The organism is Ideonella paludis (assembly GCF_018069865.1).
Taxonomy (GTDB): Bacteria; Pseudomonadota; Gammaproteobacteria; order Burkholderiales; family Burkholderiaceae_C; genus Ideonella; species Ideonella paludis.
In genome coordinates this window covers 358,838-380,752 of sequence record NZ_JAGQDG010000003.1, presented here as the reverse complement: position 1 = coordinate 380,752, position 21,915 = coordinate 358,838, and the positions used below count along the sequence as shown (strand labels likewise).

The 21,915-nt window shown below is 62.4% G+C and carries 28 protein-coding genes; 6 read left to right on the top strand and 22 right to left on the bottom strand.

The genetic code is table 11. From position 1 onward, the window contains the following. Positions 1-19: 19 nt before the first annotated feature. Positions 20-943, top strand: coding sequence for an RNA polymerase sigma factor RpoH (gene rpoH / locus KAK11_RS09520; RefSeq protein WP_210808624.1), 924 nt, complete (start codon positions 20-22; stop codon positions 941-943). 14 nt (positions 944-957) lie between these two features. On the opposite strand, the gene KAK11_RS09515 is transcribed toward rpoH, so the two are convergent. Genes KAK11_RS09515 through KAK11_RS09495 form a run of 5 tightly spaced genes read right to left on the bottom strand, consistent with a single transcriptional unit; the run spans position 958 to position 5,025 of the window. Continuing rightward, a complete protein-coding gene (locus KAK11_RS09515) occupies positions 958-1,566 on the bottom strand; it encodes an SCO family protein (protein ID WP_210808622.1) in 609 nt (202 codons plus the stop codon). 13 nt (positions 1,567-1,579) lie between these two features. After that, positions 1,580-2,485 carry a heme o synthase gene (gene cyoE / locus KAK11_RS09510; protein ID WP_210808620.1) on the bottom strand — a complete coding sequence of 302 codons (906 nt, stop codon included), beginning with the start codon at positions 2,483-2,485 and terminating at the stop codon, positions 1,580-1,582. Next, entirely contained in the window at positions 2,482-3,612 is a 1,131-nt protein-coding gene (locus tag KAK11_RS09505; RefSeq protein WP_210808618.1) for a COX15/CtaA family protein, read from the bottom strand. The genes cyoE and KAK11_RS09505 overlap by 4 nt, the downstream gene beginning before the upstream one ends. Positions 3,613-3,623: 11 nt before the next feature. Then, positions 3,624-4,325: a redox-active disulfide-containing membrane protein gene (locus KAK11_RS09500; protein ID WP_210808616.1), complete on the bottom strand. Its 702-nt coding sequence runs from the start codon at positions 4,323-4,325 to the stop codon at positions 3,624-3,626. Continuing rightward, positions 4,285-5,025, bottom strand: coding sequence for an SURF1 family protein (locus KAK11_RS09495; protein ID WP_210808614.1), 741 nt, complete (start codon positions 5,023-5,025; stop codon positions 4,285-4,287). Before KAK11_RS09495 ends, KAK11_RS09500 begins: the two co-directional genes overlap by 41 nt. A gap of 33 nt (positions 5,026-5,058) precedes the next feature. Here KAK11_RS09495 and KAK11_RS09490 point away from each other — a divergent pair, with 33 nt between their 5' ends. Further along, positions 5,059-5,283: a twin transmembrane helix small protein gene (locus tag KAK11_RS09490; RefSeq protein WP_210808612.1), complete on the top strand. Its 225-nt coding sequence runs from the start codon at positions 5,059-5,061 to the stop codon at positions 5,281-5,283. Between the two features lie 72 nt (positions 5,284-5,355). Here KAK11_RS09490 and KAK11_RS09485 read toward each other — a convergent pair whose 3' ends face one another. The 7 genes from KAK11_RS09485 to KAK11_RS09455 all read right to left on the bottom strand — a co-directional run bounded on the left by KAK11_RS09485 (position 5,356) and on the right by KAK11_RS09455 (position 11,315). After that, the gene (locus KAK11_RS09485; protein ID WP_210808609.1) at positions 5,356-6,240 is read right to left on the bottom strand and encodes a cytochrome c oxidase subunit 3; all 885 of its coding nucleotides are present in this window, start codon (positions 6,238-6,240) and stop codon (positions 5,356-5,358) included. Positions 6,241-6,299: 59 nt separating this feature from the next. After that, positions 6,300-6,539, bottom strand: coding sequence for a DUF2970 domain-containing protein (locus KAK11_RS09480; protein WP_210808607.1), 240 nt, complete (start codon positions 6,537-6,539; stop codon positions 6,300-6,302). Next, entirely contained in the window at positions 6,536-7,135 is a 600-nt protein-coding gene (locus KAK11_RS09475) for a cytochrome c oxidase assembly protein (RefSeq protein ID WP_210808992.1), read from the bottom strand. Before KAK11_RS09475 ends, KAK11_RS09480 begins: the two co-directional genes overlap by 4 nt. 38 nt (positions 7,136-7,173) lie before the next feature. Further along, on the bottom strand, positions 7,174-7,293 hold the full coding sequence (locus KAK11_RS09470) for a cytochrome oxidase small assembly protein (protein WP_210808605.1): 120 nt from the start codon (positions 7,291-7,293) through the stop codon (positions 7,174-7,176). Positions 7,294-7,321: 28 nt separating this feature from the next. Further along, entirely contained in the window at positions 7,322-8,950 is a 1,629-nt protein-coding gene (gene ctaD, locus KAK11_RS09465; protein ID WP_210808603.1) for a cytochrome c oxidase subunit I, read from the bottom strand. Positions 8,951-8,981: 31 nt separating this feature from the next. After that, positions 8,982-10,145: a cytochrome c oxidase subunit II gene (gene coxB / locus KAK11_RS09460; protein WP_210808990.1), complete on the bottom strand. Its 1,164-nt coding sequence runs from the start codon at positions 10,143-10,145 to the stop codon at positions 8,982-8,984. Between the two features lie 276 nt (positions 10,146-10,421). Continuing rightward, on the bottom strand, positions 10,422-11,315 hold the full coding sequence (locus KAK11_RS09455; protein WP_210808601.1) for a biotin synthase: 894 nt from the start codon (positions 11,313-11,315) through the stop codon (positions 10,422-10,424). 252 nt (positions 11,316-11,567) lie between these two features. Here KAK11_RS09455 and KAK11_RS09450 point away from each other — a divergent pair, with 252 nt between their 5' ends. Continuing rightward, positions 11,568-12,110, top strand: a complete 543-nt coding sequence (locus tag KAK11_RS09450; RefSeq protein ID WP_210808599.1) for a ComF family protein — start codon at positions 11,568-11,570, stop codon at positions 12,108-12,110. Next, positions 12,082-12,552, top strand: coding sequence for a tRNA (cytidine(34)-2'-O)-methyltransferase (locus tag KAK11_RS09445; RefSeq protein WP_210808597.1), 471 nt, complete (start codon positions 12,082-12,084; stop codon positions 12,550-12,552). Before KAK11_RS09450 ends, KAK11_RS09445 begins: the two co-directional genes overlap by 29 nt. A 41-nt stretch (positions 12,553-12,593) precedes the next feature. Here KAK11_RS09445 and KAK11_RS09440 read toward each other — a convergent pair whose 3' ends face one another. The 4 genes from KAK11_RS09440 to KAK11_RS09425 all read right to left on the bottom strand — a co-directional run bounded on the left by KAK11_RS09440 (position 12,594) and on the right by KAK11_RS09425 (position 14,920). Next, on the bottom strand, positions 12,594-13,580 hold the full coding sequence (locus KAK11_RS09440) for an NAD(P)H-dependent glycerol-3-phosphate dehydrogenase (protein ID WP_210808595.1): 987 nt from the start codon (positions 13,578-13,580) through the stop codon (positions 12,594-12,596). 14 nt (positions 13,581-13,594) lie between these two features. Beyond that, complete coding sequence (gene secB / locus KAK11_RS09435) at positions 13,595-14,044, bottom strand: protein-export chaperone SecB (protein WP_210808593.1); 450 nt, start codon at positions 14,042-14,044, stop codon at positions 13,595-13,597. Between the two features lie 125 nt (positions 14,045-14,169). Next, a complete protein-coding gene (grxC, locus tag KAK11_RS09430; protein ID WP_210808591.1) occupies positions 14,170-14,427 on the bottom strand; it encodes a glutaredoxin 3 in 258 nt (85 codons plus the stop codon). A 79-nt stretch (positions 14,428-14,506) separates the two neighbouring features. Beyond that, entirely contained in the window at positions 14,507-14,920 is a 414-nt protein-coding gene (locus tag KAK11_RS09425; RefSeq protein WP_210808589.1) for a rhodanese-like domain-containing protein, read from the bottom strand. 123 nt (positions 14,921-15,043) lie between these two features. On the opposite strand from KAK11_RS09425, the gene gpmA reads away from it, so the two are divergent. Next, a complete protein-coding gene (gene gpmA, locus KAK11_RS09420; protein WP_210808587.1) occupies positions 15,044-15,787 on the top strand; it encodes a 2,3-diphosphoglycerate-dependent phosphoglycerate mutase in 744 nt (247 codons plus the stop codon). 3 nt (positions 15,788-15,790) lie between these two features. Here gpmA and KAK11_RS09415 read toward each other — a convergent pair whose 3' ends face one another. The 6 genes from KAK11_RS09415 to KAK11_RS09390 are packed head-to-tail and all read right to left on the bottom strand — an operon-like array spanning position 15,791 to position 20,366. Next, on the bottom strand, positions 15,791-16,531 hold the full coding sequence (locus KAK11_RS09415; protein ID WP_310737777.1) for a lysophospholipid acyltransferase family protein: 741 nt from the start codon (positions 16,529-16,531) through the stop codon (positions 15,791-15,793). A 48-nt stretch (positions 16,532-16,579) separates the two neighbouring features. Next, positions 16,580-17,887: a dihydroorotase gene (locus KAK11_RS09410; RefSeq protein WP_210808586.1), complete on the bottom strand. Its 1,308-nt coding sequence runs from the start codon at positions 17,885-17,887 to the stop codon at positions 16,580-16,582. A gap of 20 nt (positions 17,888-17,907) precedes the next feature. After that, a complete protein-coding gene (locus tag KAK11_RS09405; protein ID WP_210808584.1) occupies positions 17,908-18,870 on the bottom strand; it encodes an aspartate carbamoyltransferase catalytic subunit in 963 nt (320 codons plus the stop codon). 4 nt (positions 18,871-18,874) lie between these two features. After that, on the bottom strand, positions 18,875-19,378 hold the full coding sequence (gene pyrR, locus KAK11_RS09400; protein ID WP_210808581.1) for a bifunctional pyr operon transcriptional regulator/uracil phosphoribosyltransferase PyrR: 504 nt from the start codon (positions 19,376-19,378) through the stop codon (positions 18,875-18,877). Further along, positions 19,375-19,791, bottom strand: a complete 417-nt coding sequence (gene ruvX / locus KAK11_RS09395) for a Holliday junction resolvase RuvX (protein ID WP_210808579.1) — start codon at positions 19,789-19,791, stop codon at positions 19,375-19,377. Before ruvX ends, pyrR begins: the two co-directional genes overlap by 4 nt. After that, entirely contained in the window at positions 19,788-20,366 is a 579-nt protein-coding gene (locus tag KAK11_RS09390; protein ID WP_210808577.1) for a YqgE/AlgH family protein, read from the bottom strand. The genes ruvX and KAK11_RS09390 overlap by 4 nt, the downstream gene beginning before the upstream one ends. A gap of 42 nt (positions 20,367-20,408) precedes the next feature. On the opposite strand from KAK11_RS09390, the gene KAK11_RS09385 reads away from it, so the two are divergent. Beyond that, positions 20,409-21,899 (top strand): cryptochrome/photolyase family protein, encoded by a 1,491-nt coding sequence (locus tag KAK11_RS09385; RefSeq protein WP_210808575.1) that lies wholly within the window; start codon positions 20,409-20,411, stop codon positions 21,897-21,899. Positions 21,900-21,915 lie beyond the last annotated feature (16 nt).

Sequence of the window (21,915 nt, the reverse complement as noted above, 5' to 3'; positions counted from 1 at the left end):
CACGGACTCTATCGTCACGATGAACACCTCTTTCAGCCCCAACGCCCTCTCGGTGCGCGACCCTTGGGCCATGGTGCCGTCGATCGGCAACTTGGACGCCTACATCAGCGCCGTCAATCGCATTCCTTTGCTGACGCCCGACGAAGAACTCAGCCTCGGCCGCCAACTGCGCGACCATGCTGACCTGGCTGCAGCCGGCCGGCTGGTGCTGTCGCACCTGCGGTTGGTGGTGTCAGTCTCGCGGCAGTACCTGGGCTATGGCTTGCCGCAAGGCGATCTGATCCAGGAAGGCAATGTGGGCCTGATGAAAGCCGTCAAGCGCTTTGACCCCGAACAAGGCGTCCGGCTGGTGAGCTATGCCCTGCACTGGATCAAGGCCGAGATCCATGAATACATCTTGAAGAACTGGCGCATGGTCAAGGTGGCGACCACCAAGTCCCAGCGCAAGCTGTTCTTCAACCTGCGCTCACTCAAGCAAGGCTTCAAGGGCGACGCGCTGGATGGCGATACCCACCGCAGCACCCTGTCGGCCGACGAGGTGGCGCAGGTGGCGCAAGGCTTGAACGTCAAGCCTGAAGAAGTCATCGAGATGGAAACGCGCATGGCTGGCGGCGATGTCGCCTTGGAGCCGCAAAGCGATGAGGGCGAGGAGGCTTTTGCGCCGATTGCTTATCTGTCGGACGTCTCCCAGGAGCCCACTCGGGTGCTGGAAGCGCGTGCGCGCGACGAGCTGTCGGGCGACGGCATCCAGCGTGCGCTGGAGGTGCTGGATGAGCGCAGCCGCCGTGTGGTGGAAGAGCGCTGGCTCAAGGTCAATGACGACAGCAGCGGCGGCATGACCCTGCACGAATTGGCCGCCGAGTACGGTGTGAGCGCCGAGCGCATCCGCCAAATCGAAGTGGCCGCGCTCAAGAAGATGCGCAAGGCCCTGGCACCGGCCTGAGCGTCATCAAGTCCTCAAGCGCCTGAGAGCAGGCGCTTGATGTCGTGCCCCAGAGCCTCTGGCCCGCTGCCATAGCGGCTGTACACCCGCACCCGACCTTGCGGGTCATACAAGTACGACGCCGCCGTGTGGTCCACGGTGTAGCTGGTCTCTGTCTTGCCTGGCACCTTGGCGTAAAACACCTTGAACTCTTTGGCCATGGCCGCAGTTTGCTCAGGCGTGCCGCGCAAGGCAATGTTGTCGGCACCAAAATTGCCGACATAGGCTTTCAGCAGCTCAGCAGTGTCGCGCTCGGGGTCCACACTCACAAAAACGGGCTGGACTTTGGCGCCATCGGCGCCCAGCTGCTTGCGCACTTCAGCCAGCTCCGCCAAGGTGGTTGGGCAGACATCCGGGCACTGGGTGTAGCCAAAAAAGACCACCACCACCTTGCCTTTGAAGTCCGCCAAGCTGCGCTTCTGCCCCGAGGCATCGGGCAAGGACAGCTCACGGGCGTACTCGGCCCCCGTGATGTCCACACCCTTGAAACCACCGCCAGCCGCCGCCGTGGGCTTGCTGCCATCACAGCCCACCAGCACACCAGCTCCAGCCGCCAGGGCTGCGCACAACATCAATCGTCTCATCTGAATATCCTGCTCAATGCAGCCAGGGGCTGAGGTAATGGTCGATCAGCAAGGCCGCAAACAGCAGCGAGAGGTGCCAGATCGAAAAGCGAAACGTGGCCCGGGCCAAGGCATCTGAGTACTGCCGCCACAGCTTGAAGGCATAGCCCATGAAGCCGAAACCCAGAATCACCGCACTGACCAGATAGATCCAACCGCTCATGCCATAGACAAAGGGCAGCAAAGTGCCGGCGAACAGCACGATGGTGTAGAGGAACACATGCAGCCGGGTGAACTCGGAGCCGTGGGTCACAGGCAGCATGGGCAGGCCAGACTGGCGATAGTCCTCCGCCCGGTACAGCGCCAGCGCCCAGAAGTGCGGCGGGGTCCACAGAAAGATGATGAGGCACAAGAGCCAGGCTTCGGGCCCGGCATCGCCACGCACTGCAGCCCAGCCCAGCACTGGCGGCATGGCGCCGGAGGCACCGCCGATGACGATGTTTTGCGGCGTCAGCGGCTTGAGCACCACGGTATACACAATGGCATAGCCGACAAAGGTGGCCAAGGTCAGCCACATGGTCAGCATGTTCGCGCCCCATGCCAGGATGATGCAGCCCAGACTGCACAAGACGGCAGAGAAGGTCAGCGTCAACGCGCGGGGCACATCGCCCTTGGCGGTGGGGCGCCATGCGGTGCGCTTCATGCGCTTATCGATCGCCTCTTCAATCAGGCAATTGAAGGCAGCCGCAGCACCGGCCACCAGCCAGATGCCCACCGTGGCCGAGAGCAACACACGCCAATCTGGCAGGCCTGGGGTGGCCAGCAACATGCCGATCACCGCGCAAAAGACGATGAGTTGCACCACCCGAGGTTTGGTCAACGCGTAGTACTGGGCCCAGCGCGACAGTGCGGGCGAGGAAGAGACTGCAGAAGTCGTCATGGCAGGCTGTGCAAAGGTTGGAGCGATCCTGTTTGCACATCAGATCGGATTGAAAGAGGGGCAGCGCGACTGCGCACCCACAAGGCGGTGAGCACGCCCACCATGGCCGCCGCGCCTGCGGTGTGCATCAAGGCTGCTAACAAGGGCCATTGCAACACCACATTGGCCATGCCGCTGCCGACTTGCCACAGCAAGAGTCCGACCAAGGCGAAGGCCCAGGGTCGAGTGTCTGGCGCACGATGCAAACCCCAGGCCAATGCCAGCAGCAGCGCAACCACCACCAAGGCGAACAAACGATGAACCCAATGAATGGCTACCAATGCTGCACTGGGCAAGAAGCCGCCCTCGGCTGTACGTCCTAACTCTCGCAGAAGCTCGAAGCCCGCAGCAAAGTCCATCTGCGGCCACCATTGACCATTGCAGGAGGGAAAGCCTTGGCAAGCCAACACCGCATAGTTGGTGCTGACCCAGCCCCCCAATGCCATCTGGAAAAAGACAGCCAATAAGCTGACAGGCACCCAAGCCTTGGTCACCGCAGGCAGTGGCAGGGCTCGACCCAGATAGGCTTCTCGTTGACGGACTAGCAGAGCCAGCAGGACCGCACCCCCCAAAAGATGCAAGGTCACGATGGCCGGATAGAGTTTGAGCACCACCGTGTATTTACCGAACAAGCCTTGGATCAGCACCCAGACAAGAGTGGCTGTGGCCCACCAAGGGCTGAGCTGCAGCCTGCGGCGCTCCATCCAAGCCAAGGCCGTCATCACCACGATCAATGCACCGACCAGCATGGCCAAGTAGCGGTGGATCATCTCGATCCAGGCCTTGCTCCAGGTCACCGGCCCGGTGGGCTGCGCAGTTTGGGCGGCGTGAATGTCATCACGGGCGGCCAGGGGGCTGACTTCCCCATAGCAGCCGGGCCAGTCAGGGCATCCCAGGCCGGAGTCTGAGAGACGGGTGAAGGCCCCAAACACGATCAGGTCAAAGGTTAGAAACAGCGTCAATGAGGTCAGGGCGATCAACCGCTGCGCCCGAGAAGCCCCCGGCTTGCGAGCCCAAATCCAGGCCAGCGGCACGGCCGCCATGAGCAGCACCAAGCCGAGCAAGCGTGCCCAGGTCAACGCGTCCATGCTCTGCCAGCTCATGGTTGGCGACCTGCCCTGTCCCAGAAGGCGGAGGCCTTGAGCAGACGCTCCAAGTCCTTCTTGAAGCGAATCGGATCGGGCTGCGCCGGGGTGCGCATCATCCATTCACCCATCGGGTCGATCACGAAGAGATGTTCGTGGAAGGCTTTGCCTTCCCCTGCGCTCAACCAAGCCTGCAAATCCGCCGCTGGCACACGCAGCACGGTGACCGGAGGCTGCGCCTGCATTGCTGCCAATACGGCCGGCGGAACCGCTGCATCGTCAGTGATGAGCCAGAGCTTTTCGACGCGGTCCCTTTCGCGGCCCATCATCTCGCGCAATTGGCGTTGCTGATAGAGACGCGTTTCGCATTGGGCGTCGCAGGCGCCAGACGACACCACCGTCAGCAACCATTGGCCTTTTAACGACTTTGACGCCACGGGCTCACCTTGCAGGGTCTTCAGCGGCAGCGCCTCTGGCATGCTCCGTGTGGGCTGAATCAGCGTGGCGTAGTTACTTCTGGGCTCAGGCCTGACGACGTAGTAGAGGAAGTAAGAAACGATCACCGGCGCGGCACAGGCCAAAAGCACCAAGAGCAAGGTGATGCGACCGCGACCGGGCTTGGGCAAGCTGGGTGGCTCCACCGCGTGAACGGTGAGAGCCACGGCTTCGGTGAGCTTATCGGTGGCGTCGGGGGCGGATGATTTGGAACCAGACATAGAGGCCTGCGATCATGGCGCAGAAGGTGAACCACTGGCCTGCGTAGCCGTAGTGTTTGTGAACGTCCACTGCGGGGACGGGCCAATCGCGCAACAAGCCATCGCCTTCGGGACCAACGGTCTGCTGCACAGAAAAAGGTTTCAAGCTCAGCGCCATCTCTTGCGCATACGCTTGGGCGTCTAGATTTTGCCGGATCGCGCCGGGAGCGTCCTCACCCAGCTGCGTCAGCCGCGATGGCCAGGGGGCCATTCGTCCTTGGAGCTCGACCTCGCCCGCCGGCGTGGGGACTGTCGGCAGTCGAGTGCGATCTAACTGGTCTCGGGGCACCCAGCCCCGCTGCACCAGCACGGCGCTGCCGTCCGGCAGACTCAAGGGGGTCATCACGAAAAAGCCCGGCCGCCCACGCATTTGCCGGTTGTCCAAAAACACCGTCGCAGACGCTTGCCAGCGCCCGCGCAAGTTCACCGGCCGGTGCCACTGTGTCTGGGCTTCTTCAGCGTTGAGAGGCAACTGAGAGGCGCTCAAGGGCACAGCCTGCGCCTGCGCTTCAATGGCCGCTTGCAGCGCCAGCTTTTGCTGGGCGCGGTCCAACTGCCAAAACCCCAACCTGCCGGTGATCAACATCATCACCACCGCAGCCAGGGCCACCACTACCTTGCCTGCGCGGCCAAGTCGCAGAGGTGCAGATGTACCCGTCATGCGCTGACCCTGACGATGGAATAATGACTGCCCATGAAGACCTTGATTGTGTTGGCGCTTCTCGCCATTGTGGCCGCTCTCGCAGGCGGCGGCCTGTTCATGTTGCGCAAGCGTTCCACAGACGCCAGCGGGCGCGACAGCCGCATGGCTTGGGCGCTGGCCATGCGGGTGGGCTTGTCGGTTTGCCTTTTCTTGTTTGTGCTGTTTTCGTATTGGATGGGTTGGATCCGACCCACCGGCATACCAACAGGGCATTGAACACCGTCAATAAAAACGCCGCGTCACAACGCGGCGTTTTTGTCAGGGCACCCCTGCCGGGGCGCCTCTGGCTTACATCCAGTACACGATCAGGTACAGACCCAACCACACCACGTCCACGAAGTGCCAGTACCAAGCGGCACCTTCAAAACCGAAGTGGTGCTTGGAGTTGAAGTGGCCTTTGGTCAGGCGCAAGGTGATGAACAGCAACATCAGCATGCCCACGAACACGTGGAAGCCGTGGAAGCCTGTGAGCATGAAGAACGTGGAACCGTAGATGCCGGACGTGAGCTTGAGGTTCAGGTCGTTGTAGGCATGCATGTACTCATAGACTTGGAAGCCCAGGAAGACCACGCCCAACAGCACGGTGATCCACATCCAGAAAATGGTCTTGCTGCGCTTGTCAGCCAGCAAAGCATGGTGGGCAATCGTCAAGGTCACGCCAGAGGTCAACAGCAGCGCCGTGTTGATCGTCGGGATGGGCCAGGGGCCCATGGTCGAGAACGCGTCAACCGTGCCAGCAGGTGAGGCTGTAGCACCCGCAGCCGCACTGGGCCAAATAGCTTTGAAGTCAGGCCACAGCAACTGATGATCGATATTGCCCAACATCGGCACGGAGTGCACTCGGGCCCAATAAAGTGCCCCGAAGAAGGCCGCGAAGAACATCACTTCCGAGAAGATGAACCAGCTCATGCTCCAACGGAAAGAGACGTCAATGCGATCGGAGTACTGGCCGCCCTCGCTCTCACGGATCGCATCACCAAACCACTGGTAAAGGGTTGCGAGCCAAATGATCATGCCTGCGGCCAGAGAGTACGCCCCCCAGCCAGCGCCATTGATCCACTGCCCTGCGCCCAAGATGACGAAGAACAGGCCCAAAGCGGCCATCGCGGGGTGGCGGGAGGGCCCCGGAACAAAGTAGTACGGCGTCCCGCCGTGATTGCTGACTGCGGACATGGTTCTCGCTCTCCTCGTCACCTAAAAACACTGAAAAATCGTGTGCGAAACATGCGGCCTCAAGCGGCCACACCACTGCCCACGATCCAATTCACTAAAACAATGATCGACACCACGAACACCACTGCGCCCAAGACACCCGCAATGACGACGTGAATCGGATTCAGCTTGGCCACATCTTGGGCGTGATCAGCGCCTCGGCGCACCCCAAAAAAGGACCAAGCGACAGCACGCAAGGTGCCGACAAAACTGCCTTTGCGGGCCACGGCTTCTTGAAGGCCATTGCCAGAGTCCTTCACAGACGCACCTCTTGAGCGGTGCTGACTGCTGCGGTCTTGCCGGTGGGCGCCGGGGGCGTCTTGCCACCGACTTCAAAGAAGGTATAGGACAGTGTGATGGTGGTCACGTCCTTAGGAATCTTGGGGTCGATGTAGAACACCACGGGCCATTGCTTTTTCTCGCCGGCCGACAAGGTGTACTCATTGAAGCAGAAGCACTCCACCTTGAAAAAATGGGGCGCCGCCTGATGTGGCGCGTAGCTGGGGATGGCCTGCGCTGCCATCGTGCGGTTCTGCATGTTTTGAAACTCATACATGACCGTCGCCAACTCACCCGGATGCACCGTGACTGCGTTGACAGCAGGCTTGAACTCCCAGGGCCCGCGTGCGTTGGCGTCAAACTCCACCGTGATCGTGCGTTGACGGTCGACCTGCGTGTTCTCAGGCCGTGCACCTCGGGCTACCCCACCACTTTCGGACAGCGTCAAGACATTGATGCCTAACGCGTCACAAATGTGCCTGTAAAGCGGCACCAAGGCGTAGCCAAAGGCAAACATCATGGTCACCACCACGCAGAGCTTGCCCACCATCTGGAGGTTGGCCTTGCGTCGTGACAAAAAACCAGACATGCGATAGCCCTTGAAGACGCTGTCGGTCAGTGCGAGCCAGTCATGGCGATCTTGGCAATGAAGCCAAGACCCAGCACCAAGGCCACCGAAGCCAAGATCAACGCCAAGCGGATGTTGGCCCGACGCTGTTCTGGAGATTGACGCATGGTGTGGGTCGCCCTTCGTTCACTCGATTCAGCCGATGACCTTGGTCGCGGTCACATCCAGCTTGGGTGGGTTCTCAAAAGTATGGAAGGGTGCGGGCGAGGGCACTTCCCACTCCAAGCCTTCTGCGCCTTCCCAGGGCTTTTGCGGGGCCTTTTCGCCCTTGCCCATCATCATGGGCAGCACAACGAAGACGAAGAAGTAGACCTGCATCAAACCGAAACCCAGGGCGCCGACAGATGCAATCGCATTGAAGTCAGCGAACTGCATGGGGTAGTCGGCGTAGCGACGTGGCATGCCGGCCAGGCCGAGGAAGTGCATGGGGAAGAAGGTGATGTTGAAGAAGATCAACGAACCCCAGAAGTGCAGCTTGCCGCGGAACTCGGAGTACATCACGCCCGTCCACTTGGGGCCCCAGTAGTACACACCGGCAAACAGCGCGAACAAGGAACCCGCCACCAGCACATAGTGGAAGTGCGCCACCACGTAGTAAGTGTCTTGCAACTGCTGGTCCACCGGCGCCATCGACAGGATCAAGCCCGTGAAGCCGCCCATCGAGAACACGAAGATGAAGCCCACCGCCCACAACATGGGGGTCTCGAAGGTCATGGAGCCCTTCCACATGGTGGCGACCCAGTTGAAGATCTTCACGCCCGTTGGCACCGCGATCAACATCGTCGCGTACATGAAGAACAACTGACCGGTCACCGGCATGCCCGTGGTGTACATGTGGTGCGCCCACACGATGAAGGACAGGATGGCGATCGAAGACGTGGCATAAACCATGGAGGTGTAGCCAAACAGCTTCTTACGGGCAAAGGCCGGGATGATGGCACTGATGATGCCGAAGGCCGGCAAGATCATGATGTACACCTCGGGGTGACCGAAGAACCAGAAGATGTGCTGGTACATGATCGGGTCGCCGCCACCCGCCGGGTTGAAGAAGTTGGTCCCGAAATGGCGATCGGTCAGCGTCATGGTGATGGCGCCAGCCAACACCGGCATCACAGCGATCAGCAAGTAGGCCGTGATCAACCAAGTCCAGGCAAACAAAGGCATCTTCATCAAGGTCATGCCCGGTGCGCGCATGTTCAACACCGTCACGATGATGTTGATCGAGCCCATGATGGAAGAGGCGCCCAGGATGTGCATGGCAAAAATACCGGCATCCATCGAGGGGCCCATCTGCAGCGTCAGCGGAGCGTACAAGGTCCAGCCTGCAGCAGGAGCACCACCGGGCATGAAGAACGACGCCACGAGCATGATGGCCGCAGGAATCATCAGCCAGAAGCTGAAGTTGTTCATGCGGGCAAAGGCCATGTCAGAGGCGCCAATCTGCAGTGGGATCATCCAATTGGCGAAGCCCACGAAGGCCGGCATGATGGCCCCGAACACCATGATCAGACCATGCATGGTCGTGAACTGGTTGAACTGCTCAGGGTTGAAGTACTGAAGGCCTGGCTGGAACAGTTCAAGGCGGATGAACAGCGCCAGCAGGCCACCGATCATCAGCATGGTGAACGCGAACAGCAGATAAAGCGTACCGATGTCTTTGTGGTTGGTCGCAAAGACCCAACGGCGCCAGCCGTGTGGAGCCCCATGATCGTGGTGATCATGGTCGTGACCGTGAGCCCCGTGGTGGTCGAGAACAGCACTCATGACGTTTCCTCTTCAGATATCCAGGGGGTGATCACTTGCGAGCCGCAGCGACCTCGGAAGGCTGCATGACTTGACCCGTCTTGTTGCTCCAAGAATTCTTGGTGTAGGTGATCACGGCCGCAATTTCGGTATCAGACAACTGCTTCCATGCAGGCATCGCGCCGTTGTTTTGGCCGTTCAGCAAGACACCCAACTGCTTGGTCTTGTCAGCATCCAAGACGAGTGCCGAAGCGTCCAGCGCCTTGATCGGGCCTGCACCTTTGCCATCAGCCTTGTGGCAGACCGCGCAGTTGGCGGCATAAACCTTCTCGCCACGAGCAACCAAGGCTTCTTGCGTCCAGACTTTGTTGGGGTCATCTGCCTTGGCGGCCATCTTCTTCTTTTCGGCATCGACCCACTTGGAGTAATCCTCGGCGGACAAGACCTTCACGTGGATAGGCATGTAGGCGTGCTCTTTGCCGCACAACTCCGCACATTGGCCGTAGTAATCGCCAGGCTTCTGAGCCTTGAACCATGTGTCACGAACGAAGCCAGGAATCGCATCTTGCTTCACCGCAAAGGCGGGCACCATCCAAGCGTGAATCACGTCGCTGGCGGTGGTGATGATGCGGATTTTCTTGTCTACCGGCACGACCAAGGGGTTATCAACCTTGAGCAGATAGTTGTCGCCCTGAGGCTTGCCAGCATCGGAGAGTTCGCGCTGGGTGGGGTCCAGTGCCGACAAGAAGGCAATGCCCTCGCCCTCACCTTTCAGGTAGTCGTAGCCCCACTTCCACTGATAGCCGGTGACCTTGATGGTCATGTCAGCATTGCTGGTGTCCTTTTGCTGCACCACGGTCTTGGTGGCCGCAAAACCCATGGCTGTGACGATGAGGAAAGGAACAATGGTCCAGAGAATTTCAACCGTCACGCTCTCGTGAAAGTTGGCCGGCTTGTGACCGAGCGATTTGCGATGTTTGAGGATGGAATAGAACATCACCCCGAACACCAATACGAAGATGATCAAGCAGACCACCATCAGCCAGTAGTGCAATGACTGCACATCACTTGCGATCTGAGTCACGGGCGGGTGCAGATCCAACTGATTGACGGCCGGGCCACCAGGCAGGTCATTGACCGCCCACGCCGCCCCACCAGCCAAAGTGGCGGCGATGGCCATCGCGCCACTGGCGATACGCTTTTGCAGTGTTGTCATCATCATCGTTGTCGTCAGTTGATTTCTAGACCCGTCCGGCCCAGGCCGGTGATTGGCCGCTGCTCGGTACAACCACGGCGCTAGGCCGTGATAAACATCAATCGCAGGTACACCATGGCACTCAGAGCAATCCCCAAGTCAGCCAGAGGGATTCTCGCTAGGTCTTGGAACACCCCTCCCCAAGAGAAACCCTGAGGGAGTGAGCACAAACAACGCTCTGGAACGCTGCGTACCTGATAGATATCAATCAGGAAATTCTATCTGCTCCGATTGGCCCTATGGCCGCTTGCGCAACATCAATTTCATGTCATCCAGAGGGATGCGGGTATCTGCTGATAGGGTCGGCCCTCGGTCTGCAGCCCTGAAGGCGTGGCCGTAAACCAATTCAAGCTGAAGGGGAATGCGTCCGTTCGCGTCAGCCTGGCGCTTGAGGGCCGACTTGAGCTCCGTCAACCATGTCCGGGAGCGCAGCCCGGCGAAGCGGCCAGGGCTGAGGTTCATGCCTATCTCACGCAGCTCCTGCAGCAAGGCCTCCGGCGTGGCGTAGTGCAAGGTCAAGATTTCTTGGTCCATCACCGGGTCTGCAAAGCCCGCCTCGACCAGCATATCGCCCAAATCATGCATGTCGGTCAAAGGCGCATGGGGCTCGCCCCAGCCACACTCGGCATACAGCGCGCGAAGGCTCGGCAAGGACCCTGGACCCAAGGTGGTGAACATCACAAAACTGTCAGCCGCCATGGCAGCTCGCCATTGACGCATCACCGCCAAGACATCGGGCTCTAAATGAAGCCCCATATTGCTCCAGAGCATCTGGGCCTGACTACCGGCCGCCATAGACGGGGACATCCAGCGCTCGTGAGCACCCCTCCCCGCCAGCCGACGCCACCATGGCGCTGGCACGAGCGCTTGCTCAGCGTCGCGCACATACAGCACGCGCGCCTGAGGGCTGGCCTTGGCCAGTGTGCCTGACGGCAGAGGCGCGTCTGGCGACCAGTCCATCACCACCGCGGGTTGCCGCTTGATGAAACTGAGCCGCTCGGCCATACGCGAGGCGGCCTCCTGGTGCAACCACGGTGAATCAGCTGCGTGGGCCAAACGACGCTTCACGCGCGCGGCGGCCACCACATCGACGCGCGCCAAAGGCGCATCAGGAGAGCGAGAGACAGACATTCGCGGCAGTATATTGAGGCTCTCGCATTGTCGTCGTCACGGTGCGCCATGCCCCTGCTGCCACGTCACTTCCCTACGCGCTGTGCCCTGTGTGCCTGTTGGTCTACACACGCACTGTGCAGCGCCTGTGTCGCCAGGTATGCCCAATGTCAGCAACGCTGTCACAGCTGTGGCATCCCGGTCCCAGAGGACGTTCAGCGGTGTGGTGCTTGCCTGCTGAACCCGCCGCCCTTTGCACGGACGATCGTGGCCGTGGACTACGCCCACCCCTGGACAGGCTTGATTCAAGCGCTGAAGTTCAACGACGGCTGTGAGTTGGCCCCGCCCTTGGCCGAGCTGATGGCCCAGCGCGTGACGAGCTGCGGCGCGTCTGCTGACTTGCTGGTGGCCCTGCCGCTCCATGAGGAGCGTCTGCGCAGCCGGGGCTTCAACCAATCTTGGCTGTTGGCACAAGCACTGGGCCGCCAGTTGGGCTTGCCCGCGACTGCCAAGGCATTGACGCGTTGGCGCCGAACCGAGCACCAGGTCGCATTGGGTCACCGCGAACGCCGCCTCAACGTGCAGGGCGCCTTCATGCCAGATCCGCTGCACGGCCGCCAACTCGAAGGCCAACACATCGCATTGATTGACGACGTCATGACCACGGGGGCCACCTGTCATGCCGCCTGCATGGCGGCCCTAGAGGGCGGTGCAGCCCGTGTCAGCTTGTGGCTGCTGGCGCGCACACCCCAGCCCATCGACGCAGACTCCAGCGACAATCCACCGCATGTTTCGCATCGTTTTGGTTCAGCCTGAGATCCCGCCGAACACCGGCAACATCATCCGCTTGGCCGCCAATACCGGCTGCAGCCTGCACCTGATCGAACCCCTGGGCTTCGACATGGACGACAAGCATCTGCGCCGTGCCGGCTTGGATTACCACGAGTACGCCCCAGTCCGCCGCCATGCCGGTTGGGACGCATTTTTGGCGGCAGAGCAGCCCAACGCCTCGCGGATGTTTGCCTTCACCACCAAAGGCAGCCAACTGCTGGGCGAGATGCGCTGGCAAGCGGGCGACACCTTGGTGTTTGGTCAGGAGACCGCAGGCCTGCCGCCCGCCCTGCGCGAACAGTTCCCCGCCGGCCAGCGGGTGCGCCTGCCCATGCGAGAAGGCCAGCGCAGCTTGAACCTCAGCAACGCGGTGGCCGTAGCCGTGTTTGACGCTTGGCGCCAATGTGGCTGGGAAGGCGGCAGCTAGGAGCGTGGGCGCCGCCTCAGGTCTCCATCGAGCCGAGACCCTTAAAAGACCTCTGAGCGAGCCTCGCGCTGCATCAGCTGCCCGACGGCCGCTCGAGGGCTCAATCTGCCCGTTAGCACATCTTGCACCGCAAAGGTCAGCGGCATCTCCACGTTCAAGCGCTGCGCGGTCGCCACCACCGTGGCGGCGCTGTAAACGCCTTCTGCGACATGGCCCAAGGTGGCCAAGGTGTCGGCCAAGCTCTGGCCTTGGGCCAACAACAAGCCGACCCGGCGATTGCGTGAGAGATCACCCGTGGCGGTCAGCACCAAGTCGCCCAATCCCGCCAAGCCCATGAAGGTGGCCGGCTGCGCACCCAAGGCCACACCCAAGCGCGTCATTTCGGCCAAGCCCCGGGTGATCAGGGCGGCACGCGCATTCAGCCCCAGCCCAAGACCATCGGCAATGCCCGTGGCAATGGCCAGCACGTTCTTGACAGCGCCACCCACCTCAACCCCGATCGGGTCCGGCGAGGTATAGACCCGCAACGCGCCGTGATGAAAGGCCTCAACGGCGGCGTCGGCCAACGCTGGGTCTGGGCTCGCCGCCACCAGCGCGGTGGGCAAGCCTGCAGCCACTTCTTGCGCAAAGCTCGGGCCGGACAGCACACCGGCCGCCATGTCTGGCTGGACCTGCGCGGCAATCTGGTGGCCCAGCAAGCCCGTCGCGGCCTCAAAACCCTTGCACAACCAGAAAACGCGGCACCCGGCATCCAGCGACATCAAGGTGCTGCGCAAGGCCGACATGGGCGTCCCGATGACGACCAAGCCACCCCGCCGTGCATGCGCCACTGCCGCAGCGGCATCAGAGCTCACTTGCAGGGCGTCTGGCCAGGCCGCATCAGGCAAATAGCGGGTGTTGCGGCGCGCCGTGCGCATGGCCTCAGCCTGGGCAGCGTCCCGCGCCCACAACAGCACTTCATGGCGCTGGGCCGCAGCGACCGCCAAAGCGGTGCCCCACGCGCCAGCGCCCAACACGGCCACCCGCATGGTCGTCAGGCGATTCAGTTCGCGCCGTTGCCGGCTTGAGCCTGTTGCTGGGCTTCAAACATGGCTTGGAAGTTGACTTCCGCCAAGAGGATGGGCGGGAAGCCGGCGCGCGTGCAGACATCCGAGACGATGGCGCGCAAATAAGGGTAAATGGTTTGGGGGCACACCACACCCAAGATAGCCTGGACTTGATCTTCGGGGAAGTTGCGAATCTCGAAGATACCGGCTTGCTTGGCTTCGATCAGGAACATGGTGCGGTCACCGACCTTGGTGGTCACGGTCGCTGTCACCGAGGCTTCAAACACGCCCTCAGCAATCGCTTCAGCGGCCATGCCCAATTGGATGTCGACCTGAGGCTGGGCTTGCTCCAACAAGATTTGCGGTGAATTCGGTTGCTCCAGCGACAAATCCTTCAGGTACATGCGCTGCAACTGAAACACGGGGGACTGATCTTGTTCGGCCATGATGCGTACTCAACAAAAAAACAAAAAGCCCGCGTCCCTCAAGCAACGCGGGCGGCACTTCGGCATTATCACGCAGCCACAGAGCCCCTCTGGCTCCGTGTTCACCCCACATCAAGGGGTGTGCGTCAGGCCTGCAGCAGCGGCAACAAGCCGCCCTTCTGGTCCAGGGCGATCAGGTCATCGCAACCGCCCACGTGGGTGTCACCGATGAAGATCTGCGGCACCGTACGGCGGCCCGTGATGGCCATCATGTGATCTCGCTGCGCCGGGTCCAAGTCCACACGCACCTCTTGAATGGCCGTCACGCCGCGCTGCTGCAGCAGCGCTTTGGCGCGCACGCAGTAGGGGCAGACTTGGGTGGTGTACATCAGAACGGCGCTCATAAGGGCTCTCTTTGGCTCAATGGGGAGAGGGGCGGATTGTCTGCCCGGTCACAAGACCCGGCTGCAAGCACGGACTTGCTCAGCGAGCGCCCGTCTCCACCGGCAGGCCAGCCTCGCGCCAGGCCTTCATGCCACCGGCCAGGGCGTCGGCTTTCTCGTAGCCTGCCTTGCGCAACTGGGCCACGGCCCGGCGTGAACGCATGCCGCTGGCGCAGACCACCACCAAGGGTAGGTTTTTGTTGCTGGGCAGTTCTTTGGCGCCCTCCAGTTTGGCCAGCGGAATGCTGCGTGCGCCCGTGATGTGGCCCGCTTCAAACTCGGCGGGCTCGCAGACATCAATCACCACGGCCTTCTCGCGGTTCATCAGGCGCACAGCCTCATTCGGCGCCACGCCGCCACCGGCCCCACCCACCAAAGTGGGCCACAGCAGCAGGCCCCCAGAAACCAGGGCCACGGCCACGAGCGACCAGTTTTCAAGCAAGAAGGAAAGCATGGGAAGGTGTGTCAGAGCGGAGAAAGGGCGGATTATAGAATTCGCCCCGGCGCCAAGGACCTCGCTTGGCACCTCCCCCTCCCCTCTATCCCCACCTGCGACCCTCTGGTCCGCGCTGCCACCATGTACAAGCTTGTTCTGATCCGTCACGGCGAATCCACCTGGAACCTTGAAAACCGCTTCACCGGCTGGACCGATGTCGAGCTGACCGACACCGGCGTTGCCCAGGCCAAGGCCGCAGGCGCTCTGCTCAAGGCTGAAGGCTATGAGTTTGATGTGGCCTACACCTCGGTGTTGAAGCGCGCCATCTGGACACTCTGGCATTGCCTGGACGCGATGGACCGCACTTGGCTGCCGGTGGTCAAAGACTGGCACCTCAATGAGCGCCACTACGGCGCCTTGCAAGGCTTGAACAAAGCCGACATGGCCAAGCAATACGGCGATGAACAAGTGCTGATCTGGCGCCGCAGCTACGACACCCCGCCGCCCGCGCTGGAGGCCGGCGACAGCCGCAGCGAGCGGCGTGATCCACGCTATGCGGCCCTGAACCCCAGCGATGTGCCGCTGACCGAGTGCCTCAAAGACACGGTCGCGCGCGTCATCCCCTTCTGGAACGACACCTTGGCGCCCGCCATCCGCTCGGGCCAGCGCTTGGTGATCGCCGCGCACGGCAACTCCATCCGCGCCTTGGTGAAGTATCTGGACGACATTGGTGATGCGGACATCGTGGGCGTGAACATCCCCAACGGCATCCCCATGGTCTATGAGTTGGACGCCAACCTCAAGCCCATCAAGCGCTATTACCTGGGTGACGCGGAAGCGGCCGCCAAAGCAGCAGCGGCTGTCGCCAGCCAAGGCAAGGCTTAAGGCTTAAGCACGATCCAACACCGCCTGCATCTCTTGCTGCAGGTGGGCGGCCAAGGCACGGCGGTCCGCGTGTGCCGTGGCTTGGGCGGGCAATACCACCACCTCCACGCTCAAGCCCTGCGCACTGAGCACCCGCCACACGCTTTGCAGCAAGGTGGTCTCACCAATGAACTGAGCCGCCGTGGCAAAGCGTTCGGTGGGGCTGTGAAAACGCAGCACGGCAGGCTGGATGGGCGCCTCCACCGCAATCGCTGCTTGCAGCAAATTGGCATGCACGGGCAGCATCTGCGGGCCTGGGCCGGTTGTGCCTTCTGGGAAGACGGCCACCGTGCCGCCCTGCTGCAAGGTCTCGGCGACATGGTGGACCACCCGCATCGCGTCGCGCTTGCGCTCCCGTTCGATGAAGACCGTGCCGATGCTGCGGGCCAGCCAGCCCAGCAAAGGCCAGCGCAGCATGTCCGCCTTGGCCACAAAGCGGGCCTCCGGGCAGGCGGCATGCAAGGCGGGAATGTCCAGCCAAGAGACGTGATTGGCGATCAGCAAAGTGCCATGCCCGCGCGCCTGACCTTGTACGTTAAAGCCCAAACCTGCCACCCGCAGCGTGCCCAAGCTCCAGGCCCGCACATAGTCGGCACGCTGGGACGCCGACCAAGCCGGAAAGCGCCAGGCCACCACCGCCATGCCCGAGAACAAGTGCAGGGTGAGGCGAAGCAGGCGCCACAGCACCCGAACCAAGTTCAGCACAGTGTCAGCCCCGCTGTGAATCGCTGCCGCAAGACCCCATCACCTCACTCATGCGGCCTGATAGGCCACCGAGCCCGCCACCAAGGTGGTGCGGACCTTGCCCGGCAAGGCCGTGCCCGTGACGCTGAAGTCAAAGGGCGTGTGCTTGCCTTGGCTGCGCAGGGCTGCAGGCGTGACTTGCCAAATGGCGGCAGGGTCGAACACGCACACATCGGCCACCCCCCCTTCAGTCAGGCGGCCTGCGCTGCTGGCCAGTGAGCCCAGGGCATCGCCCAAGACCCGAACAGGTTCACAGGTGATGCGGGCCAAGCTTTGCGCGGTGCTCAGGCCCGCTTCTTGGCCCCACTTGAGCGTCATGCTCAGCAGCAGCTCCAAGCCCGTCGCTCCAGGCTCTGCCTCACCAAAGGGCAGGGTCTTGGCGTCTTCATCCACGGGGGTGTGATCGGAGACCAGCGCATCAAGGGTGCCATCGGCCAAGCCGGCACGCAGCGCGTCGCGGTCCGCGGCTTGGCGCAGCGGTGGGGTCAGGCGCATGGCCGACTGGAAGAAGCCGATATCCACATCCGTCAGATGCAGGGAGTTGATGCTGACATCGGCGGTGATGGGCAGGCCCTCCGCCTTGGCGCGGCGCACCAGCGCCACCCCAGCGGCGCTGGAGAGGCGGCAGAGGTGAACGCGGGCGCCAGTGATGCGCACGAGTTCCAAAATCGTGTGCAGGGCAATGGTCTCTGCCGCCACTGGCACGCCAGACAGGCCCAGACGCGTGGCCACCGAGCCGCTGGCCGCCACGCCCTTGCCCAGCCAGGCATCTTGGGGCCGCAGCCAGACGGTGTAGCCATGGGTCGCCGCGTACTGCAAGGCTCGCATCAGCACCACGGTGTCGCGCACCGGGGCTTCGGCCTGAGAGAAGCCGACGCAGCCGGATTCGGTCAGCTCGGCCATTTCGGTCAGGGCTTCGCCGGCCAGGCCTTTGGTTAAAGCGCCCAGGGGGAAGAGCCGGCACAGGCTGAGCTTGCGGGCTCGGAACTTCAGCATATCCACCAAGCCGGGCTCATCCAGCGCCGGGTCGGTGTCGGGTGGGCAGACCAAGCTGGTCACGCCCCCAGCCGCCGCCGCATTGAGCTCGCTCTCCAACATGCCTTCATGCTCGTGGCCAGGCTCACGCAGGCGGGCCGACAAATCCACCAAGCCTGGCGCCACCACGCAGCCGCTGGCGTCAATGGTTTGGCTGGGCTTGAAGTCGGGCGAGACGCGGCCGATGCTGAGGATGCGCCCGGCGGCAATGGCCACATCGGCCGCTTCATCGCGGCCTGTCGCTGGGTCCACCACGCGGCCGTTCTGGATCAGGATTTTCATGGTCTTGTTCTCTCCCGAACTTAGGCTTCGTTACCGGCAATGATGGACATCACCGCCATGCGGACGGCAATGCCAAAGGTCACCTGCGGCAGGATCACACTGTGGCCGCCATCGGCCACCGCCGAGGCGATCTCCACGCCCCGGTTGATGGGGCCGGGGTGCATGACGATGGCATCGGGCTTGGCCAGCGCCAGCTTGTCGTCCGTCAGGCCATAGGTCTTGAAGAACTCACCCGCCGAGGGCAGCATCGCGCCGCTCATGCGCTCGTTTTGCAAACGCAGCATGATGATCACGTCGGCATCTTTGATGCCTTCGCGCATGTCGTGGCAGACACGCACACCCATCTCGCGCAGATCACCCGGCACCAGGGTCTTGGGGCCGACCGCCCGGATGTCCGGCACGCCCAGCGTGGTCAAGGCATGGATGTCCGAGCGGGCCACGCGCGAGTGCACGATGTCGCCGACGATGGCCACGCTGAGCTGGCTGAAGTCCTTCTTGAAATGCCGGATGGTGTACATGTCCAGCAGCCCTTGCGTGGGGTGGGCATGGCGGCCGTCGCCGGCGTTCACCACATGCACATGCGGCGCGCAATGTTGGGCGATCAGGTAGGGTGCGCCGCTCTCGGAGTGCCGCACCACGAACATATCGGCGTGCATGGCGCTCAAGTTGGCAATCGTGTCGAGCAGGCTCTCGCCTTTGGAGGCGCTGCTCTTGGCAATGTCCAGGTTGATCACGTCGGCGCTCAAGCGCTTGGCCGCAATCTCAAAAGTGGTGCGGGTACGGGTGCTGTTCTCGAAGAACAGGTTGAACACGCTCTTTCCCCGCAGCAGCGGCACCTTCTTGACCTCACGGTCATTCACCGACAAAAACGTACCCGCGGTATCGAGGATGTGGGTCAGCACCGCCTTGGGCAGGCCCTCAATGGAGAGCAGGTGAATCAGCTCGCCATGGCTGTTGAGTTGGGGGTGTCGTCGGGAGAGCATGGGCTCAGTGCTCCTCGGTCAGGTTGAAGCTCAGGCGTCCTTCTTCAGTACGGCTGAGCGAAAGTCGCTGGGTCGTCGGCAGGGCCACACGCGCTGCCGCAAAGGCGGCCGCAATGGGCAACTCGCGCCCGCCCCGGTCCACCAGCACGGCCAACTGCACACTGGCAGGGCGGCCGTAGTCATACAGCTCATTGAGCACCGCGCGGATGGTGCGGCCGGTGAAGAGCACATCGTCCACCAGAAGGATGTGGCTGCCTTCAATGGCGAAGGGCAGGTGCGTGGCGTCAGTCCCGGAGGCCAAGCCACGCGCCCCAAAGTCGTCGCGGTGCAAGGTGCTGCTGATCACACCGGGTGTGCCGGCCAGCCCCAAGTCGGCCTGCAGGCGCTCTGCCAGCCACGCTCCACCGGACCACACGCCGACCAACACCGTCTGCGGGGTCATCAAGGGCCGCACACCGCGCAGCAGCTCCGCGTAGAGGGCTTCGGCGTCCAGGGTCAGGGTACTCATAGTCCAAGCTCTCGGAAAAATTGATCGAGGATCAGCACCGCCGAGGCGGCATCAGCATCTTGGGCCCCAGCAGCCAGGGCCTCGGTGGTGGTGTAGCGCTCATCCACCTCGAACACAGGCAGGCAAAAGCGCCCGGTCAACTGATTGGCAAAGCGGCGAGCGCGGCGCGTATTGTCGTGCTCGGCCCCGTCGGGATGAAAGGGCACGCCCACCACCAGGGCATCGGGCTGCCATTCTTTGATCAGGCCGGCAATGGCTGCAAAGCGCGCATCACCTTGGGTGGCGATGGTGCGCAAGGCTTGGCCCTGCGCCAAAAAGCGTGAGCCTTGGGCCACGCCCACCCGCAAGGTGCCGAAGTCAAAAGCCAAAAAGGAAGCGGCAGAAGCAGGCACAGGGCGCTTTACAGCGCTCATGCGTGCCCCACTTCTTGCGAAAGCATGCGGGGGTCGAAGCCCAGCAGGCCCAAGGCACGCTCGTAGCGTTGAGCGATCGGGGTGTCGAAGATCACCTCTGGGGTGGCTTCTACCGTCAACCAGCCATTGCGGCCAATCTCTTCTTCCAACTGGCCAGCGGACCAGCCGCTGTAGCCCAGCGTGACGAGGACGCGCTTGGGGCCATCGCCCTTGGAGATGGCTTCCAGCACGTCTTTGCTGGTGGTCATGGCCAAGCCGCCGGGGACTTGCAGCGTGGACATGAAGGCTGCACCGTCGTTCGCCGGAGCGTCATGCAGCACAAAGCCGCGCTCGGTTTGCACCGGCCCGCCGTAAAAAACCGGCTGGCTCATCAGGTCCGGACGATCCAGTGACAACTCCACCTTGTCGAACAAGCCTTCCAGCGTGATGTCGGTGGGCTTGTTGATGACCAAGCCCAATGCGCCTTTATCACTGTGCTCGCAGAGATAAACCACGGAGCCGCTGAACTGCTCGTCGGCCATGCCGGGCATGGCGATCAGAAACTGGTTGGTGAGATTGATACCGTCGCTGGACATGGGGCTATTCTAAAGGCTGAGCTTCTGCCTCACACTTCCCCCATGCCTTCATCTCCTGCTCCCCTGCTGTCCCACGCCTTGGTCTGGTTGCGCCGCGACTTGCGCCTTGAAGACAACGCCGCGCTGTTCGCCGCGCTCAAGGCCGCGCGACAGGTGTACTGCAGTTTTGTCTTCGACACCGACATCCTGGCGCCGCTGCCCCGGGCCGACCGACGTGTCGAGTTCATCCATGCCAGCGTGCTGGCTTTGGACGCCGACTTGCGGGAGGCGGCCAAGGGCCACGGCGCCGCCGACGCAGGCTTGGTGGTGCGCCATGGGGCCGCGGTGGACGAGATCGTGCGCGTGGCAACGGCCCTGGGGGTCCAGGCCGTTTATGCCAGCCACGACGCAGAGCCGGCCGCTCTGGCGCGCGATGCCAAGGTCCGCGGCGCCTTGGCCGACAAAGGCATCGTGCTGCACACCGTCAAAGACCATGTGATCTTTGAGCGGGACGAGGTGCTGACCCAAACTGGCAACCCTTACAGCGTCTTCACGCCCTACAAGAACGCCTGGCTGAAGAAGGTCACCCCGTTCTATCTCTCGGCCTGGCCGGTGGAGCGCTATGTGGAGCGGCTCGCCGCCCTGCCGCCTGCGCTGCGCCAGCCCCTCCCCTCGCTGGCAGACTTGGGCTTCGAGCCTTCTGGGCTGGCGCAGTTGCGCTTGGGGCTGGGGGCGTCGGGGGGGCGAGCCATGCTGGCCGAGTTTTTGGAACGCATCGACCACTACGGCCAGGGCCGGGACTTCCCGGCCATCAAGGCCCCCAGCTACCTGGGCGTGCATTTGCGCTTCGGCACTGTCTCCATCCGACGCTGTGCGCGTGAGGCTTGGCAGCGCACCCAAGCGGGCTCTCGGGGCGCTGAAGTTTGGCTGTCAGAGCTGATCTGGCGCGATTTCTATCACCAGATCCTGCACCATCACCCGCGCGTGGTGGGCCATGCCTTCAAGCCGGAATACGACGCCATCAAGTGGGAGCACGGCAAGCAGGCCGACGCCCGCTTTGCCGCCTGGTGCGAGGGCCGCACCGGCTACCCCTTGGTGGATGCCGGCATGCTGCAGCTGCGCAAGACCGGCTATATGCACAACCGCCTGCGTATGGTGACGGCATGCTTTTTGGTGAAAGACTTAGGGCTGGATTGGCGGCGGGGCGAGGCTTGGTTTGCGCAGCATCTGAACGACTTTGACCTGGCCGCCAACAACGGCGGCTGGCAGTGGGCGGCCTCGACGGGCTGCGATGCGCAACCTTATTTCCGCATCTTCAATCCGGTCTCGCAGAGCGAAAAGTTCGACCCGGACGGCAAGTTCATCAAGCGCTACTTGCCCCAGTTGGCCGCCCTGCCCGCCCCCGCCATCCACGCACCGTGGCGCGCCAAACCGATGGAGTTGATCGAGGCCAATGTGGTGCTGGGCAAAGATTACCCTGAGCCCATCATCGACCATGACGAGGCGCGCAAGCTGACGCTGGAACGCTTCGGCGTGGCCAAGGCCAAGGTCTGAGAAACCGCAGGGGCGC